At 72.6% G+C, this 15904-nt stretch carries 14 protein-coding genes and 1 pseudogene; 10 read left to right on the forward strand and 5 right to left on the reverse strand.

Going from position 1 to position 15904, the window contains the following annotated elements:
- Positions 1-109 precede the first annotated feature (109 nt).
- The 4 genes from ectB to ACIQRW_RS35470 all read left to right on the forward strand — a co-directional run bounded on the left by ectB (position 110) and on the right by ACIQRW_RS35470 (position 3896).
- Positions 110-1372 (forward strand): diaminobutyrate--2-oxoglutarate transaminase, encoded by a 1263-nt coding sequence (gene ectB, locus ACIQRW_RS35455; protein WP_403768690.1) that lies wholly within the window; start codon positions 110-112, stop codon positions 1370-1372.
- 86 nt (positions 1373-1458) lie between these two features.
- Complete coding sequence (locus tag ACIQRW_RS35460; RefSeq protein WP_003969937.1) at positions 1459-1857, forward strand: ectoine synthase; 399 nt, start codon at positions 1459-1461, stop codon at positions 1855-1857.
- A 6-nt stretch (positions 1858-1863) separates the two neighbouring features.
- Positions 1864-2757: an ectoine hydroxylase gene (thpD, locus tag ACIQRW_RS35465; protein ID WP_329153981.1), complete on the forward strand. Its 894-nt coding sequence runs from the start codon at positions 1864-1866 to the stop codon at positions 2755-2757.
- A 101-nt stretch (positions 2758-2858) separates the two neighbouring features.
- Positions 2859-3896 (forward strand): VOC family protein, encoded by a 1038-nt coding sequence (locus ACIQRW_RS35470; protein WP_403768693.1) that lies wholly within the window; start codon positions 2859-2861, stop codon positions 3894-3896.
- Here the strand turns inward: ACIQRW_RS35470 and ACIQRW_RS35475 are convergent.
- Entirely contained in the window at positions 3872-4942 is a 1071-nt protein-coding gene (locus tag ACIQRW_RS35475; RefSeq protein ID WP_403768696.1) for an alkene reductase, read from the reverse strand. The two genes, ACIQRW_RS35470 and ACIQRW_RS35475, sit on opposite strands and share 25 nt — an antisense overlap.
- A 152-nt stretch (positions 4943-5094) precedes the next feature.
- Here ACIQRW_RS35475 and ACIQRW_RS35480 point away from each other — a divergent pair, with 152 nt between their 5' ends.
- Complete coding sequence (locus ACIQRW_RS35480) at positions 5095-5601, forward strand: MarR family winged helix-turn-helix transcriptional regulator (protein ID WP_403768699.1); 507 nt, start codon at positions 5095-5097, stop codon at positions 5599-5601.
- A 25-nt stretch (positions 5602-5626) separates the two neighbouring features.
- Here the strand turns inward: ACIQRW_RS35480 and ACIQRW_RS35485 are convergent, their stop codons facing one another.
- The 4 genes and pseudogenes from ACIQRW_RS35485 to ACIQRW_RS35500 form a co-directional block, all read right to left on the reverse strand.
- Entirely contained in the window at positions 5627-6685 is a 1059-nt protein-coding gene (locus ACIQRW_RS35485) for an aminotransferase class V-fold PLP-dependent enzyme (RefSeq protein ID WP_403768702.1), read from the reverse strand.
- A 90-nt stretch (positions 6686-6775) separates the two neighbouring features.
- A complete protein-coding gene (locus ACIQRW_RS35490; protein WP_403768705.1) occupies positions 6776-7492 on the reverse strand; it encodes a DsbA family oxidoreductase in 717 nt (238 codons plus the stop codon).
- A 295-nt stretch (positions 7493-7787) separates the two neighbouring features.
- A pseudogene (locus ACIQRW_RS35495) lies at positions 7788-8400 on the reverse strand (DUF1349 domain-containing protein).
- Complete coding sequence (locus ACIQRW_RS35500) at positions 8397-9917, reverse strand: aldehyde dehydrogenase (NADP(+)) (protein ID WP_403768708.1); 1521 nt, start codon at positions 9915-9917, stop codon at positions 8397-8399. The pseudogene ACIQRW_RS35495 and the gene ACIQRW_RS35500 overlap by 4 nt, the downstream one beginning before the upstream one ends.
- Positions 9918-10129: 212 nt before the next feature.
- Here ACIQRW_RS35500 and ACIQRW_RS35505 point away from each other — a divergent pair, with 212 nt between their 5' ends.
- From ACIQRW_RS35505 to ACIQRW_RS35525, 5 genes are all read left to right on the forward strand, one after another.
- Positions 10130-10900, forward strand: a complete 771-nt coding sequence (locus ACIQRW_RS35505) for an IclR family transcriptional regulator (protein ID WP_329153988.1) — start codon at positions 10130-10132, stop codon at positions 10898-10900.
- Positions 10901-11270: 370 nt separating this feature from the next.
- A complete protein-coding gene (locus ACIQRW_RS35510) occupies positions 11271-12257 on the forward strand; it encodes a hypothetical protein (RefSeq protein ID WP_403768724.1) in 987 nt (328 codons plus the stop codon).
- Positions 12254-13531, forward strand: a complete 1278-nt coding sequence (locus tag ACIQRW_RS35515) for a sensor histidine kinase (protein ID WP_403768711.1) — start codon at positions 12254-12256, stop codon at positions 13529-13531. The genes ACIQRW_RS35510 and ACIQRW_RS35515 overlap by 4 nt, the downstream gene beginning before the upstream one ends.
- On the forward strand, positions 13528-14190 hold the full coding sequence (locus ACIQRW_RS35520; protein WP_403768713.1) for a response regulator: 663 nt from the start codon (positions 13528-13530) through the stop codon (positions 14188-14190). Before ACIQRW_RS35515 ends, ACIQRW_RS35520 begins: the two co-directional genes overlap by 4 nt.
- Before the next feature lie 90 nt (positions 14191-14280).
- Entirely contained in the window at positions 14281-15732 is a 1452-nt protein-coding gene (locus tag ACIQRW_RS35525) for a peptidoglycan D,D-transpeptidase FtsI family protein (RefSeq protein WP_403768716.1), read from the forward strand.
- Positions 15733-15904: the final 172 nt, after the last annotated feature.

Here is a 15904-nt window from a genome sequence, read left to right on the forward strand (position 1 = left end):
CCACCGACTTTCCGCGCCGTCCGACCACTCGGCGCGGTCCCGGCCGCCTCCGTGCGGCGGGGAGCACTCGACCACTGCCCGTCACACCCCCTCACGCAGGAGATCCGCTGTGACCATCACCCCGCCCGCACTGAGCGTCTTCGAGACCCTGGAGTCCGAGGTCCGGAGCTACTGCCGCGGCTGGCCCGCCGTGTTCGACCGCGCGCAGGGCGCCCGGCTGACCGACGAGGACGGCCACTCCTACCTGGACTTCTTCGCCGGGGCCGGCTCGCTCAACTACGGCCACAACAACCCGGTGCTGAAACGAGCGCTGATCGACTACATCGAGCGCGACGGCATCACCCACGGCCTGGACATGGCGACCACCGCCAAGCGGGCGTTTCTGGAGACGTTCCAGAACGTGATCCTGCGCCCGCGCGACCTGCCGTACAAGGTGATGTTCCCCGGCCCGACCGGCACCAACGCCGTCGAGGCGGCGCTGAAGCTGGCCCGTAAGGTCAAGGGCCGCGAGTCCGTCGTCTCGTTCACCAACGCCTTCCACGGAATGTCGCTGGGTTCGCTCGCCGTGACCGGCAACGCGTTCAAGCGGGCCGGGGCCGGCATCCCGCTGGTGCACGGCACCCCGATGCCGTTCGACAACTACTTCGACGGCACGGTCCCCGACTTCCTCTGGTTCGAGCGGCTGCTGGAGGACCAGGGCTCCGGGCTCAACAAGCCCGCCGCCGTGATCGTGGAGACGGTCCAGGGCGAGGGCGGCATCAACGTCGCCCGCGCCGAGTGGCTGCGTGCGCTGCAGGAGCTGTGCCACCGCCAGGACATGCTGCTGATCGTCGACGACATCCAGATGGGCTGCGGCCGTACCGGCGGCTTCTTCTCCTTCGAGGAGGCCGGCATCGTCCCGGACATCGTCACGCTGTCGAAGTCCATCAGCGGCTACGGCATGCCGATGTCCCTCTGCCTGTTCAAGCCCGAGCTGGACATCTGGGAGCCGGGCGAGCACAACGGCACCTTCCGCGGCAACAACCCGGCCTTCGTCACGGCCGCCGCCGCGCTGGACGCCTACTGGGCGGACGGCCAGATGGAGAAGCAGACCCTGGCCCGCGGCGAGCAGGTCGAGCAGACGCTGCTGGCCATCTGCGCCGAGGAGCCGACCGCGCAGTTCCGCGGCCGGGGCCTGGTGTGGGGCATGGAGTTCGAGGACCCGGCGCGCGCCTCCGCGGTCTGCGCCCGCGCCTTCCAGCTGGGGCTCCTGCTGGAGACCTCGGGCCCGCAGAGCGAGGTCGTCAAGCTGCTGCCGCCGCTGACCATCACCCCCGAAGAACTGGACGAGGGCCTGCGCACGCTGGCCCGCTGCGTCCGCGAAACGGCCTGACCCGGCGCTGCCGGGGCAGGCGGAGAAGAGAGGTCCCGGGCCGCGAGGCCCGGGACGCTGTACAGAGAGAAAGGCAACCGTTCACCGTGATCGTCCGATCGTTCAGTGATATCGAGAACACCGACCGGCATGTGAAGTCCGCGTCCGGCACCTGGGAGAGCAAGCGCATCGTGCTCGCCAAGGAGAAGGTGGGCTTCTCGCTCCACGAGACCGTGCTGTACGCGGGCACGGAGACCTCGATGTGGTACGCGAACCACATCGAGGCGGTGCTGTGCACCGAGGGCGAGGCCGAGCTCACCAACGACGAGACCGGCGAGACGCACTGGATCACGCCCGGCACCATGTATCTGCTGGACGGGCACGAGCGGCACACCATGCGGCCCAAGACCGACTTCCGCTGCGTGTGTGTCTTCAATCCCCCCGTCACCGGACGGGAGGACCATGACGAGAACGGTGTCTACCCACTGCTGACCGAGGAGGCCTGAACCACCATGACCACCGAAGTACGCGCCGATCTGTACCCCTCGCGCGGCGCCGCCGAGATGACCACTCCCCGCCAGGACCCGGTCATCTGGTCCGCGCCGGGCGCACCGGGTCCGGTCGCCGCCAAGGACCTCCAGGGATACGAGCACGACGGCTTCCTCACCGTCGACCAGCTCATCACCCCGGACGAGGTCGCCGTCTACCAGGCGGAGCTGAACCGGCTGATCTCCGATCCGGCGGTCCGCGCCGACGAGCGCTCGATCGTCGAGAAGCAGTCGCAGAACGTACGGTCCGTCTTCGAGGTCCACCGGATCAGCGAGGTCTTCGCCGGTCTGGTCCGCGACGAGCGGGTGGTGGGCCGGGCCCGCCAGATCCTCGGCTCGGACGTGTACGTCCACCAGTCCCGGATCAACGTGAAGCCGGGCTTCGGGGCCACGGGCTTCTACTGGCACTCGGACTTCGAGACCTGGCACGCGGAGGACGGTCTGCCGAACATGCGGACGGTGTCCGTGTCGATCGCGCTGACCGAGAACTTCGACACCAACGGCGGGCTGATGATCATGCCCGGTTCGCACAAGACGTTCCTCGGCTGTGCGGGCGAGACGCCGAAGGACAACTACAAGAAGTCCCTCCAGATGCAGGACGCGGGCACCCCGTCCGACGAGGCGCTGACGAAGATGGCCGACCGCCACGGCATCAGGCTCTTCACGGGCAAGGCCGGTTCGGCGACCTGGTTCGACTGCAACGCCATGCACGGCTCGGGCGACAACATCACCCCGTACGCGCGCAGCAACGTCTTCATCGTCTTCAACAGCGTGGAGAACGCGGCGCAGGAGCCCTTCGCGGCTCCGATCCGCCGCCCCGAGTTCATCGGGGCGCGGGACTTCACCCCGGTGAAGTAACGGGCCGCACGGGCGAGATGGGGCCGGGACGGGTACGCCGTCCCGGCCCTCTCCGGGTAACTCGGTGGACCGGGGCCGGGTCAGCGGCGAGGGTGTGCGCCATGACCTCCCATGTACGCCACATCACGATCGACTGCGCCGACGCCTACGCGCTCGGCGGTTTCTGGGCCCAGGTGCTCGGCTCGCCGCTCTCCGACGAGGACGTCCCCGGCGACCCGGAGGCGCTGGTCGAGGCCCCCGGCGCGGCGATCCTCTTCGTCCAGGTGGACGAGAAGAAGCAGACCAAGAACCGTGTCCATCTGGACATCCAGCCGCAGGACCGCTCCCGGGACGAGGAGGTGGAGCGGCTGCTCGCGCTCGGCGCGACCCTGGTGGGGGACCATCGCAGGCCGAACGGGCGTGGCTGGGCCACGCTCGCCGATCCCGAGGGCAACGAGTTCTGTGTGGAGTGCTCCGCCGCCGAGCGGGCGGCGTTGTCCGGGACCCGGCTGCCGGTGACCGCCGACGACGTGACCTCGGCGGTGCGGCTCGCGGTGGACGTGCTCGCAGGAGCCCCGGCGGACCGCTGGGAGGCGCCCGCGGGAAGCCTTGACTGGACCTGCTGGGAGACGGTGGAGCACCTGAGCGACGATCTGTTCGCGTACGCCGTGCAGTTGGGCCCCCGTACGCCTCCGCTGGACCGCGACGTGCCCTACCGGTGGGCGCCCGAACGGCAGGGCGGGCCCTACAACGCGGTCTTCGCCGACCGTGACGCCGGTCCCGCCGGGCTGCTGGCCACGCTGGAGGCGAGCGGGGCGCTGCTGGCCTCGATGGCGCGGACGACGCCGCCCGAGGTGCGCTCGTACCACGGGTACGGGATCTCCGACCCGGAGGGCTTCGCCGCGATGGGCGTGGTGGAGACCCTGGTGCACACGCATGATCTCGCCGAGGGCCTGGGGCTGGACTGGTCGCCGTCCCCGGCGCTCTGCGACCGGGTGCTGGCCCGGCTCTTCCCGGACGCTCCGGCGGGCGGCGACCGGTGGGCCGTACTGCTGTGGGCCACCGGTCGCGCCGAGCTGCCGGGCCACCCGCGCCGTACCTCGTGGCGGTGGGACGGGCGGCCGCGCGAGGACGGTCAGACCGCGTCGAGCGCCGGGTAGTCGGTGTAGCCCTTGGCGTCGCCGCCGAAGAAGGTCGACGGGTCGGGGGTGTTGAACGGGCCGCCCGCCTTGAGCCGGGCGGGCAGGTCCGGGTTGGCGAGGAAGAGCGACCCGTAGGAGATCAGGTCGGCGATGCCGTCGTCGATCACCGTGTGGTCGTCGGGCCCGGTGGCGCCCTCGGAGTGCACGTTGATGACGACGGTCCCGGAGAAGGCCTTGCGCAGGGTGAGGGTCAGCTCCCGGATCGGGGCGGCCTCCAGGATGTGCAGGTAGGCGAGGCCCAGCGGCTCGATCTCCTGGACCAGCGCGGTGTAGACGGCTTCCGGGGCGGGCTCGTCGATGTCGTTGTACGGGTTGCCGGGCGAGATGCGCAGTGCGGTGCGCTCCGGGCCGATCTCGGCGGCGACGGCCTTGACGACCTCGGCGGCGAAGCGGACGCGGGCCTCGTCGGAGCCGCCCCAGGCGTCGGTGCGCCGGTTGGTGTTCGGGGCCAGGAACTGGTGGATGAGATAGCCGTTGGCACCGTGCAGCTCGACCCCGTCGAAGCCGGCGTCCACGGCGTTGCGGGAGGCGGTAACGAAGTCGGCGACGGTCGCGTGGATCTCGGCGTCCGTCAGCTCGCGCGGCTCGACGAAGTCCTTCGGGCCGACGTGGGTGTAGACCTGGCCCTCGGCCCTGACCGGGGAGGCGCTGACGGGGACGAGGCCGTCCGGCAGCAGGACCGGGTGGCCGATGCGGCCCGCGTGCATGATCTGGGCGAAGATCCGGCCGCCCTCGGCGTGCACGGCGTCGGTGACCTTGCGCCAGGAGGCGACCTGTTCGGCGCTGTGCAGACCGGGCGTGGTGGGGTAGCCCTGGCCCACGACGGACGGCTGGATGCCCTCGGTGATCACGAGGCCGGCCGAGGCCCGCTGGGCGTAGTACGTGGCGGTGAGCTCGGTGGCGGTGCCGCCCTCACCGGCCCGGCTGCGGGTCATCGGGGCCAGTGCGATGCGGTTGGCCAGCTGGGTGCCGGACAGGTCGATCGGGTCGAAAGCGGTGGTCATGAGGGCTCCCAAGAAAGTATGTGGTCGGCCAAGCATCGGCGACAGCGGCAACTGTAACCCATTGATTGGTCGACCAAGGTAAAGTTGCGGGAAACCGTCGGGCATCATCGAGAGCCGCCGCCCGCGAACCCGAGGACCCCCAGGAGCCCGCCATGACCACCGGTCGCGCCACCCCCGCGGAAGACGCCTGTACGAACGCGCCGCCCATGGCGGCGCTCAGCGGGCCCGTCAGCCACGCCGTCTCCCGGGTGGCCCGGCTGCACCGGACCGCCGCGGGCAAGGCGCTCAAGGGGGTGGACCTCTACCCGGGGCAGGAGTTGCTGATGATGCACCTGTGGGACCGGGGCGCGGTCCGCCAGACGGAGCTGATCAGAACCCTGGACCTGGACCCGTCCACGGTCACGAAGATGCTCCAGCGGCTGGAGCAGACCGGGCATGTGCGCCGCCGTCCCGACCCGGCCGACCGGCGGGCCGTGCTGGTCGAGGCGACGGACGAGAGCTGCGCGCTGCACACGGCGGTCCGGGACGCCTGGGGCAGCCTGGAGGAGCAGACACTCGCGGGCCTCGAACCGGCCGAGCGCACGGAGCTGATCCGGCTGCTGGCGAAGGTCGAGGAGAACCTCTGCCGGGAGACCGCGGACTGCCCGGACCGGTGCTGAGCCTGCCGAGCCGCACCCCTGCGGATCAGGCCAGGACCTCCAGCACCCGGTCCACGTCGGCCTCGGTGTTGTAGAGGTGGCAGGAGATCCGCAGATTCCCGGCCGGGGCGGAGACGGCGACACCCGCCTCCACCAGGTCGGGCTGACGGCTCTCAAGACCCGGCACGGAGACGATCGCCGACTCCCCGGGAACGGTCTCGTGCCCGAGCTTCGCCAGCCCCGCCCGCAGCCGGGCCGCGAGCCCGGTGGCGTGCGCGTACAGGGCGTCGGCCCCTACTTCACCGAGCAGCTCCAGGGAGTGCTCCGCACCGTGGTACGAGAGGAAGGCGGGCGGCTCGTCGAAGCCGCGGGCGGTGGGGGCGAGGCGCTCCAGCGGGCCGTAGTTGCTCGCCCAGGGAGCGCCGGCGGAGACCCAGCCGGCGAAGAGGGGCGGCAGGGTGTCCTGCGCCTCCTCGGTGACGGTCAGGAACGACGTACCGCGCGGACAGAGCAGGAACTTGAAGCCGCCGGTCACGGTGTAGTCGTACGCCCCCGCCTCCAGCGGGAACCAGCCCGCCGCCTGGGTTCCGTCCAGCAGGGTCCGGGCGCCGTGCGCCGCGGCGGCCGCGCGGACGGCGGCGAGATCGGCCACCCGGCCGTCGGCCGACTGCACGGCGGAGAAGGCGACGAGGGCGGTCGAGGGGCGCACGGCCCCGGCGAGCCCGTCGAGCGGCGCGTACCGCATGCGCAGATCGCCGCGGAGCGCGAACGGGCTGACCACCGAGGAGAACTCACCCTCGGGGCAGAGGACTTCGGCGCCCCGCGGCAGGGAAGCGGCGATCAGGCCGACGTGGACGGTGACGGAACTCCCGGTGGCGACCCGGTCCGGATGGACCCCGGCGAGCCGGGCGAAGCCGGCCCGGGCGGCCTCCACCGCGTCGAAGCTGCCCGCCCCCACCCGGCGCCCCGCGGCGTTCTCGTCGGCCAGGGCCTTGACGGCGGCGATCGTCCGGCGGGGCAGCAGGCCCCAGCTGGAGGTGTTGAGGTAGGTGACCTCGGGTGCGAATTCGACGGCTGCCGCTTGGATGGGCGCGAGGATCGTCATGCGTCCACCCTGAAGCCCCCCTGAACCAAAGTCAATCACGCAGATCCAAGGAGGCACCAAAGGAATACTTATGGACGGCTTCCGGGTGGCTCAGCCGCGCGGAACCTCGCAGGCCCCGTCCGTGTCACAGGCCGCCGCCTCCCCGCCGACGGCGGTGAGAGCGGTGACGGGGCGGTCCTTCCAAGCCTGCTCCAGCGCCTGGACGAAGACCTCCGAGGGCTGGCCGCCGGAGATCCCGTACCGACGGTCGAGGACGAAGAACGGCACGGCGTTGGCGCCCAGTTCGGCCGCCTCGCGCTCGTCGGTACGGACGTCGTCCGCGTACGCCTCCGGGTCGGCGAGCACCGCGCGGGCCTCGTCGGCGTCGAGTCCGGCCTCCACGGCGAGAGCCAGCAGCACCTCGTCGTCGAAGACGGACCGCTCCTCGGCGAAGTTCGCCCGGTAGGCGAGGGTCAGCAGCTCGTCCTGGCGGCCGCGGGCCTTGGCCAGGTGCAGCAGCCGGTGGAGGTCGAAGGTGGAGCCGTGGTCACGGCCCTCGGTGCGGTAGCCGAGCCCCTCGGCCTGCGCGTTGGCCGCGACGTTGGCCTCCATCGAGGCCGCTTCCTCGCGGCTGCGGCCGTACTTCTCGGCCAGCATGTCGATCACGAGCGCGGTGTCGCCCTTGGCCCGCGAGGGGTCGAGCTCGAAGGAGCGGTGCACCACCTCGACCTCGTCCCGGTGGGCGAACTCCGCGAGGCCCTTCTCGAAGCGGGCCTTGCCGATGTAGCACCACGGGCAAGCGATGTCGCTCCAGATCTCGACGCGCATGACTCTTCTACTCTCCAGGGGTCGCGGGGGGTGCGGAGGATTCCTCCGCGGATGAGGTCACCGATGCGAACACCGGATCCGACCAGGTGATTCCCTCACCCCGCACGTCTCCGAGGCAGATCGTACGGCACCCCTACGCCCTGGCGACCGCATCGCCCGCCCCGGGGCGCAGCACCGGCAGCCCGGCCCGCAGCCGTTCCAGAAACTGCGGAACATCGATGTTCTCGCCCATGTCCTTCTGGTCATCGGGCTCACGGCCCCGGGACCGTGAGCCCTCCCACCCACGCCTCCTCCGTCACCGCCCGTCGCGCAGGTCCTCCACTCCCCCGGCCAGGAACGCGATCCGGTCGAAGACCGCGCCACAGCCCTCACCGGTGGGCGACTGCACCAGGAAGCCGGCGCGGGCGGCCGCCCGTTCCTTCTCGGTACCCAGGGTGAAGACACGGACGAAGGTCCACCTCTCACCGTCGGCGGAGGCGTGGAAGGCGTAGGCGCTGCCGGTGCGGCTGAGGCGGAGCCAGCAGACGCCCTCATCCACGACGAAGGCGTTGGCGTCGTCGGAGTGGCCCCGGGTGACGACGGTGCAGACGGTCGGGAGGTCCGCGGAGTGCTCCAGGCAGAGCTTGGCCCACTCGCGGTCCCCGACGTGGAGGTACAGCGCACCCGCGTCACCGGCCGACAGCAGCCCCGGGCGCACCCGGGCCACCAGCCGGAAGTCACCCTCCCCCACCGGTCCGAGCAGCCGTGGGGTGTCGGAGCCCGGGTCCAGGGAGTCGCCGGACGGGGGGGACGAACAGGTCCTGGCCGGGTCCGGCCCGGCCCGTCAGCACGCCGTCGGCGTGGGCCCAGCGTCCGTCGGGGCCCTCCGCCTCCAGGGCGAAGGGAAGGGCGTCCAGGTGCGGGCTCATGCGCGGCGTCCGTCCACCCGGCGGGGCAGGCCCAGCGGGTTGTCCTCGCGCAGCTCCGGCGGGAGGAGCGCCTCGGGGGTGGACTGGTACGTGACGGGGCGCAGCCAGCGTTCGATCGCCGTCGCGCCGACGGAGGTGGAGGTGGAGGTGGTGGCCGGGTAGGGGCCGCCGTGGTGCTGGGCGGGGGCGACGGCGACGCCGGTCGGCCAGCCGTTGACGAGGATGCGCCCGGCGAGCGGGGTGAGCGCGGCCAGCAGGCGCGCCGCGTCGGGGTCGTCGTCCTCGGTGGCGGTCTGGAGGGTGGCGGTGAGGTTCCCGGGCAGCCGGGCGAGGACGGCGGCGATCTCGTCGACGGAGGCGTACCGGGCGATCACGGTGACCGGCCCGAAGCACTCCTCCAGCAGCGCGTCGTGCGGGCCCTCGGCGGTCAGCCGGGCGGCCGGGACGGTGAGGAATCCGGCGGAGACGGTGTGCTCGCCGCCCGCGCCGGGGGTGACGGGCGCCCCGACGTCCGGCAGGGCGGCCCGCTCCCGTACGCCGGCGACGAAGGCGTCCCGCATGCGGTGGTCCAGCAGGACGCCGGAGCCGGTGGAGCTGACCGTCTCGGTGAGCGTCTTGAGGAGCTGGTCGCCGGTCGCGCCCTCGGGGACCAGGACGAAGCCGGGCTTGGTGCAGAACTGGCCCGCGCCCAGGGTCATCGAGCCGCCGAGCCCGGCGCCGATCTCCCCGGCGCGCTCGGCGGCCGCCGCCCCGGTGACGACGACCGGGTTGAGGGAGCCGAGTTCGCCGTGGAAGGGGATGGGGGCGGGGCGGGCGGCCGCCGCGTCGAACAGGGCGCGTCCGCCGCGTACCGAGCCGGTGAAGCCGGCCGCGCTCACCAGCGGGTGGCGGATCAGCTCGACGCCCGCGTCGAAGCCGTGCACCAGGGTCACGACGTCCTCGGGCAGTCCGGTGCGGGCGGCGGCGCGGCGGAGGACCGAGGCGCAGAGTTCGGAGGTGGCCGGGTGGTCGGGGTGCGCCTTGACCACGACCGGGCAGCCGGCGGCGAGCGCGCTGGCCGTGTCGCCACCGGGGACGGAGAAGGCGAGCGGGAAGTTGCTGGCCGCGTAGACGGCGACGACCCCGAGCGGGATCTTGTAGCGGCGCAGGTCGGGCCAGGGCGGGGTCCGGGAGCCGTCCTGGTGGTCGATGTGGACGTCGAGGTAGGCGCCTTCGTCCACGACCTCCGCGAACGCCCTCAACTGTGCTGCGGTTCGGGCCAGTTCACCGGTGAGCCGGGCCGGGCCGAGGGCGGTCTCCGCGTCGGCCGCCTCGACGATGTGCTCGCCGGACTCCTCCAGCAGTTCCGCCGCCGCCCGCAGGAACGCGGCGCGCGCCGCCCGGGCGGCGAGGGCGTCGCGGACGGCGTGGGCCGCCCGGACCGCCCGGTCGACCTCCTCGGCGGTGGCCTCCACCGCGACCTGCTCGCGCGGGTTCCCGGTTCGGGGGTCGACACTCCAGACTGGTGCTGCGCTCACCGTGATTACCTCCCGTGGTGCGACCGTCCTCCGGCCGACTTCCGGCCGGCTTCGGCCGCACATCGGCAAGTGTTCGGTATTCTGAACGGAGTTCCTGAACGTGAATGCCCTGGGACTCTATTTCGGGGCGTTCCGTGTTGGCAATCGTGTGGCGGCTTTTCGGACGCCGACGCGGACGAGAAGTCGATGAGCTGGAGAAGGGGGCGTGGGCGATGTCGGTCGCCGAGTCCGGTGGGGCACAGGTCAAGTCCGCGGTACGGACCGTGGAGCTCCTCGAATACTTCGCGGGGCGGCCCGGCATGCACTCGCTGGCCGCCGTCCAGGAGGCCGTCGGCTATCCCAAGTCGAGCCTCTACATGCTGCTGCGCACCCTGGTGGAGCTGGGCTGGGTGGAGACGGACGCGACGGGCACCCGGTACGGGATCGGCGTCCGCGCCCTGCTGGTCGGCACGTCGTACATCGACGGCGACGAGGTCGTGGCCGCCGCCAGGCCCACCCTGGACAGGCTGTCCGACGACACCACGGAGACCATCCACCTGGCCCGCCTCGACGGGACGAACGTGGTCTACCTCGCCACCCGGCAGTCCCAGCACTACCTGCGCCCCTTCACCCGGGTCGGCCGCCGGCTGCCCGCGCACTCCACCTCGCTCGGCAAGGCGCTGCTGGCGACCCACAGCGACGAGCAGGTCCGCAAGATGCTGCCCGAGTCGCTGCCCGCGCTGACCGAGCACACCATCACGGACCGCGAGAAGCTCATCGAGGAGCTGCGGCTGGTCCGCGAGCAGGGCTACGCGGTGGACCGCGAGGAGAACACCATCGGCCTGCGCTGCTTCGGCGTGGCGATCCCCTACCGGACGCCCGCGCGCGACGCGATCAGCTGCTCGGTGCCGGTCGCCCGGCTCACCCCCGGTCACGAACAGCTGGTGAAGGACGCCCTGTTCGATGCCCGGGACCGGCTCACCCTCGCGACCCGGAGGCTCTGAGGACTGGCGACGGCCGCCCTGCGGGGGGACCGGGCGTTCGCCCCGGGCCCGGGGCGATCTCCTCGCCCCGGGCCCGGGGCGAGGAGATCGACGAGGTCCTGGTCAGCTGCACGGCTGAGACGGACCCCCTCCCCCGCGTGGCGGAGACGGATCATCGCCGGGCAGGACGTGCGGGGCCGGCCGGCGCGGAAGGCTGGGTGCCATGACAGTGAGCCGGCCCCCCGAGGCACCCGCGCCCGCCCCGCCGCACCGTTCCGGGACGCCCGGGCACCATGAGACGCCCGGCCAGCGCGCCGAGGCGGCCTCGTACCGCGCCGAGGCGCCCTCGTACCGCGTCGGCCGGGCGCGGTCCGTGCTCCGGGTGGTCGCCATGGTGGCCTGTCTGCCCTACATCGGGCTCAAGGTGGCCTGGATGGCGGGCAGTCGCCTCGGCATCCCGGAGGGCAGCGCGCTGCTGGACGGCGGCACCCTGCTGCGCGTCGCCAACGGGGCCACGGTGCTGATGGACGGCGCCGTCATCGTCCTCGCCCTGCTGCTCACCCGGCCCTGGGGCCGGCGGGTGCCCGCCTGGCTGCTGGTGCTGCCGATGTGGGTGGCGAGCGGCCTGCTGCTGCCGATCATGACGGCCTTCCCGGTCCAGCTGGCCGTCCGGCTCCTCGGCGGTGGCGGCGGCCGGCCGGTCGGCGAGGGGAACTCCGAACCGTTTCTCGACCCCTGGGTCTTCGGCGTCGTCTACGGCGGCTTCATCGTCCAGGGCATCGCCCTCGGCGCCCTCTTCGCGCTGTACGCCAGGGAGCGCTGGGGCCGGCTGTGGCAGGGGCGGCTGCGGGACCTGCCGGCGGGCCCGACCACGCCCGCCCTGCGGGCGACCGCCGTCGCCGCCGCTTCGGCGGCTCTCTTTCCCGGCGTCACGCACCTGCTGTGGGTCAGCGGTTCGACCGCCGGGCTCCACGCCGGCCGGGCGGCGGACCGCACCAGCGACTTCTACGTCCTGGAAGCCGTCAACCTGCTCTTCGTGGTGGTCACCGTCGTCGGGGTGCTCCTGCTCGCCTTCCGCCGCACCGGCCGTCTCTCCCTGCGTCTGCCGCTCGTCCTGGCCTGGGCCGGTTCGGCGGAGATGGCCTGCTGGGGCGGCTGGTTGAGCCTCGCGGGGCTGATCGGCGCGGGCGAAGCGGCGGACCGGCCCACGACGGCGACGGTGTTGACCTACGCTGTCCAGATGCTGGCAGGGGCGCTCGTCGTGACGCTGGGCGCCTTCTTCTTCGCGGAGCGCGCGGCGGCTTCCGCGCTGCCCGCGACCACCGGCGCCCCCACCCCCGCCGCCCCTACCCCGGCCGCCGCCGACCGGGTGTCATGAAGCCGCTCGCCGTGTTGTTCGGACGACGGACGCGGCTGCGCTGGCTGCATCTGATCATCGGCGGCGCGCTGCTGATGCCGTACTTCCTCGTCGGCACGGTCCTGGCCGGCATGGCGGGTGGCGGGGAGGCTCTCCTCTCGTCCGCGCCCGCCCAGTTCGCCGCGTTCGCCATCGCCCTGCCGATCGCGGCGGCCACCGGCTTCTTTCCGCTCGTCCGGCCACTGTCCGTGGCCGCCGTCCGCGCCCTGTGCGGGGTGCCGCCCGCCCTGTTGGCCGACGGCCCCGCCCGGACCCGGCAGGCCCGGGTGCGTACCGCCGGCTGGTACACCCTGCATCTGGCGCTCGGCGGGATCGTCAGCGGGGCCACCCTGGCACTGCCGCCGTTCGCGGTGGCGGTCGCCGCGCTGCCGTTCTCCGCCGGGCTGCGCTCCACCTGGCTGCTCGACGGCCCCCGGGAGCTTCGGGAGCCGTGGGCCCTGGCTTTCGCCCCGCTCGCCGGGCTCGCGATGCTGGTGGCGCTGGCGCTGGTCGCGGCCGCGGCCGGGGAGTTGCTGGCCCGGCGGGCCCCGGTACTGCTGGGACCGACGCCCGAGGACCGGCTGGCCACCGCCGAACGCCGGGCGGCGGATCTGGCGGTGCGCAACCGGCTCGCCCGGGAGCTGCACGACTCGGTGGGGCACGCGTTGAGTGCGGTGACCCTTCAGGCCGGGGCGGCGCGCCGGGTCCTGGACCGCGATCCGGAGTTCGTCCGCGAGGCGCTGACCGCCATCGAGGAGACGACGCGGCGGACGGTCGGGGAGCTGGACTCGGTGCTGGGGCTGCTGCGGCAGGACGGGGAGCCGGACGACGAGGACACGGTGTACGGGCCGGGGCTCGACGCGCTCGACGGGCTGCTGGCGCACTGCGGGGTGCGGGTGACGTACGAGCGGCAGGGCGATCCGGACAGTCTGGACCCGGTGCTCTCGCGGGAGGCGTACCGGATCGTCCAGGAGGGGCTGAGCAACGCGTCGCGGCACGGCGGGGGCGCGTCCCCGGTACGGCTGCTGATCGAGGTACGGGAGAGGGAGTTGGAGATCGTGATGGAGAATCCACTGGGCGAGCGGCCCGCCGGGCTGCGTCCCGGGGGCGGTCGCGGACTGCGCGGCATCGCGGAGCGGGCCGTCCTGCTGGGCGGCCGGACCGAGGCGGGGGCGGACGACGGCGTCTGGCGGCTGACCGCCCTGCTGCCGCTGACGGCGCCGGGCAGGGCCGGGCGGAAGAGGGGTCGGCGATGAGCGGGGCTCCGGTGCGGGTGGTGCTGGCGGACGACGAGCGGATGGTGCGTACGGCGCTGCGCGTGATCCTGGACGCCGAGGAGGGCATCGAGGTCGTCGGGGAGGCCGCCACCGGTGCGGAGGCCGTCTCCGTGGTGCGGGCGCTGCGGCCCGACGTGGTGCTGATGGACGTGCGGATGCCGGAGATCGACGGCATCCGGGCCACGGAGCAGATCCTCGCCACGCTGGAGGACCCGCCGAGGATCGTCGTCGTGACGACTTTCGAGAACGACGCCTACGTGTACGAGGCCCTGCACGCCGGGGCGGCCGGGTTCCTGCTGAAGCGGTCGGCCGCCGAGGAGCTGGTGCAGGCGGTGCGTCTGGTGGCGTGCGGGGACTCGCTCCTCTATCCGGCGGCGGTGCGCACGCTGGCCACCGAGCACGCCGGGCGGCGGGCGGCCGGGGCTCCGGCGTGGGTGGCGAGGCTGACCGGCCGGGAGGCGGACGTGCTGCGGCTGATGGCGGCGGGGCTGACCAACGCGGAGATCGCGGGGCAGCTCTCGGTGGGCCCGGCGACGGCGAAGACGCATGTGGCGGCGGTACTCGCGAAGACCGGCGCCCGGGACCGCACCCAGGCGGTCATCGCGGCGTACGAGTCCGGTTTCATCACCCCGGGCTGAGCCGCGCGGCTCTGCGCGCCGGGTGAGAAATCGGTGAGAAGCGGCACGATCGGGAACGACCGGAGCGCGCCCGCTCGTCCCTCCAGCGGGATGAACAAGACAATCAGGCGCGCTTCGGTCTTCTGTCTGCTCATGGTGCTCGCCCTGCTGGTGCGGGCGACATGGGTGCAGGGCTACCAGGCCAAGGCGCTCGCAGACGACGAGCACAACCGGCGGAACACCATCGCGCAGTACGCGCAGCCGCTCGGGGACATCATCGTGGCCGGTTCGCCGGTCACCGGATCGAAGGGGACCAGTGGTGGCGACCTCCGGTACAAGCGCACGTACACCCAGGGCGAGCTGTACGCGCCGGTCACCGGCTACAGCTCGCAGGCGTACGGGGCGAACCAGCTCGAAGGCATCTACAGCGACGTCCTGGACGGCACGGACGACCGGCTGAAGAACCCGAAGGACCTGCTCACCGGCGGGCAGGCCACCCCGGGCAACGTGCTGACGACGATCGACCCGGACGTCCAGAAGGCGGCCTACGAGGCGCTCGGCGACACCAAGGGCGCGGCGGTGGCCATCGACCCGAAGTCCGGCCGGATCCTCGGCATGGTCTCCACCCCCTCCTACGACCCCTCGACGATCAGCGGGACGACGGACCAGGACGCCTGGCAGGCCCTGCTGGACGATCCGGACAAGCCGCTGGTCAACCGGGCGATGCGGCAGCCGCTGCCGCCGGGCTCCACGTTCAAGCTGGTGGTCGCGGCGGCCGCGCTGGAGAACGGGCTGTACGGCTCGGTCGACGAGCGCACCGACAGCCCCGCCCCGTACACCCTGCCCGGCACCAGCACCGTGCTCCCCAACGAGAACCCGTCCGCTCCCTGCGAGAACGCGACCCTGCGCACCGCTCTCCAGTACTCCTGCAACAACGTCTTCGCGAAGGCCGCGGTCGACCTCGGCCAGGACCGGGTCAAGGAGATGGCGGACGCGTTCGGGTTCGACACCGAGAAGCTGGACGTCCCCGTGCGGGCGGCGAAGAGCGTCTACCCGACCGGTATGGACAAGGCCCAGACGGCGCTGACGGGGATCGGCCAGTTCGAGGTCACCGCGACCCCGCTCCAGATGGCGATGGTCACCTCGGCCCTCGCCAACGGCGGGGAGCTGGCAGCGCCGCACATGGTCTCCCAGGTGACCGACGGGGACGGCACGGTGCTGGAGGAGACCGCCGACGGCGACACCGAGCGGGTGGTGAAGGAGTCGACCGCCGAACAGCTGCGGAGCGCGATGGTGACGGTCGTCGAGGAGGGCACCGGCACCAACGCCCGGATTCCCGGGGCCGAGGTGGGCGGCAAGACGGGCACCGCGCAGCACGGTGTGGAGAACAGCAGCACCCCGTACGCCTGGTTCACCTCGTACGCGAAGGACCGTGACAGCGGCAAGGAGGTCGCCGTCGCGGTGATCGTGGAGGACTCGGGGGCGGCTCGCTCCGAGATCAGCGGCAACGGGCTGGCCGCGCCGATCGCGCAGAAGACGATGCGGGCGGCGCTGGAGCGGTGACGCGAGGGGCGGCCGGAGCGGTGACACCCGGCGCCGCCCGAGCGGCCCCTCGCCCCGGTGGCGCCGGCCGGTCACGGCCTAGGTGTATTGACCCGCAGGGTTGTTGACGCGGTTGATCGGGGGCTGGCCTCCGAGTGCGGTGTGGCAGCGGTGGTGGTTGTAGGTGTGGAGG

Origin of the sequence: Streptomyces sp. NPDC091287 (genome assembly GCF_044768525.1) — a bacterium.
Taxonomy (GTDB): Bacteria; Actinomycetota; Actinomycetes; order Streptomycetales; family Streptomycetaceae; genus Streptomyces.

Coding starts and splice junctions, on each gene's coding strand:
- thpD (WP_329153981.1), top strand. CDS start 1,864: ATGACCACCGAAGTACGCGCCGATCTGTACCCCTCGCGCGGCGCCGCC.
- ACIQRW_RS35470 (WP_403768693.1), top strand. CDS start 2,859: ATGACCTCCCATGTACGCCACATCACGATCGACTGCGCCGACGCCTAC.
- ACIQRW_RS35475 (WP_403768696.1), bottom strand. CDS start 4,942: ATGACCACCGCTTTCGACCCGATCGACCTGTCCGGCACCCAGCTGGCC.
- ACIQRW_RS35480 (WP_403768699.1), top strand. CDS start 5,095: ATGACCACCGGTCGCGCCACCCCCGCGGAAGACGCCTGTACGAACGCG.
- ACIQRW_RS35485 (WP_403768702.1), bottom strand. CDS start 6,685: ATGACGATCCTCGCGCCCATCCAAGCGGCAGCCGTCGAATTCGCACCC.
- ACIQRW_RS35490 (WP_403768705.1), bottom strand. CDS start 7,492: ATGCGCGTCGAGATCTGGAGCGACATCGCTTGCCCGTGGTGCTACATC.
- ACIQRW_RS35505 (WP_329153988.1), top strand. CDS start 10,130: ATGTCGGTCGCCGAGTCCGGTGGGGCACAGGTCAAGTCCGCGGTACGG.
- ACIQRW_RS35510 (WP_403768724.1), top strand. CDS start 11,271: ATGGTGGCCTGTCTGCCCTACATCGGGCTCAAGGTGGCCTGGATGGCG.
- ACIQRW_RS35515 (WP_403768711.1), top strand. CDS start 12,254: ATGAAGCCGCTCGCCGTGTTGTTCGGACGACGGACGCGGCTGCGCTGG.
- ACIQRW_RS35520 (WP_403768713.1), top strand. CDS start 13,528: ATGAGCGGGGCTCCGGTGCGGGTGGTGCTGGCGGACGACGAGCGGATG.
- ACIQRW_RS35525 (WP_403768716.1), top strand. CDS start 14,281: ATGAACAAGACAATCAGGCGCGCTTCGGTCTTCTGTCTGCTCATGGTG.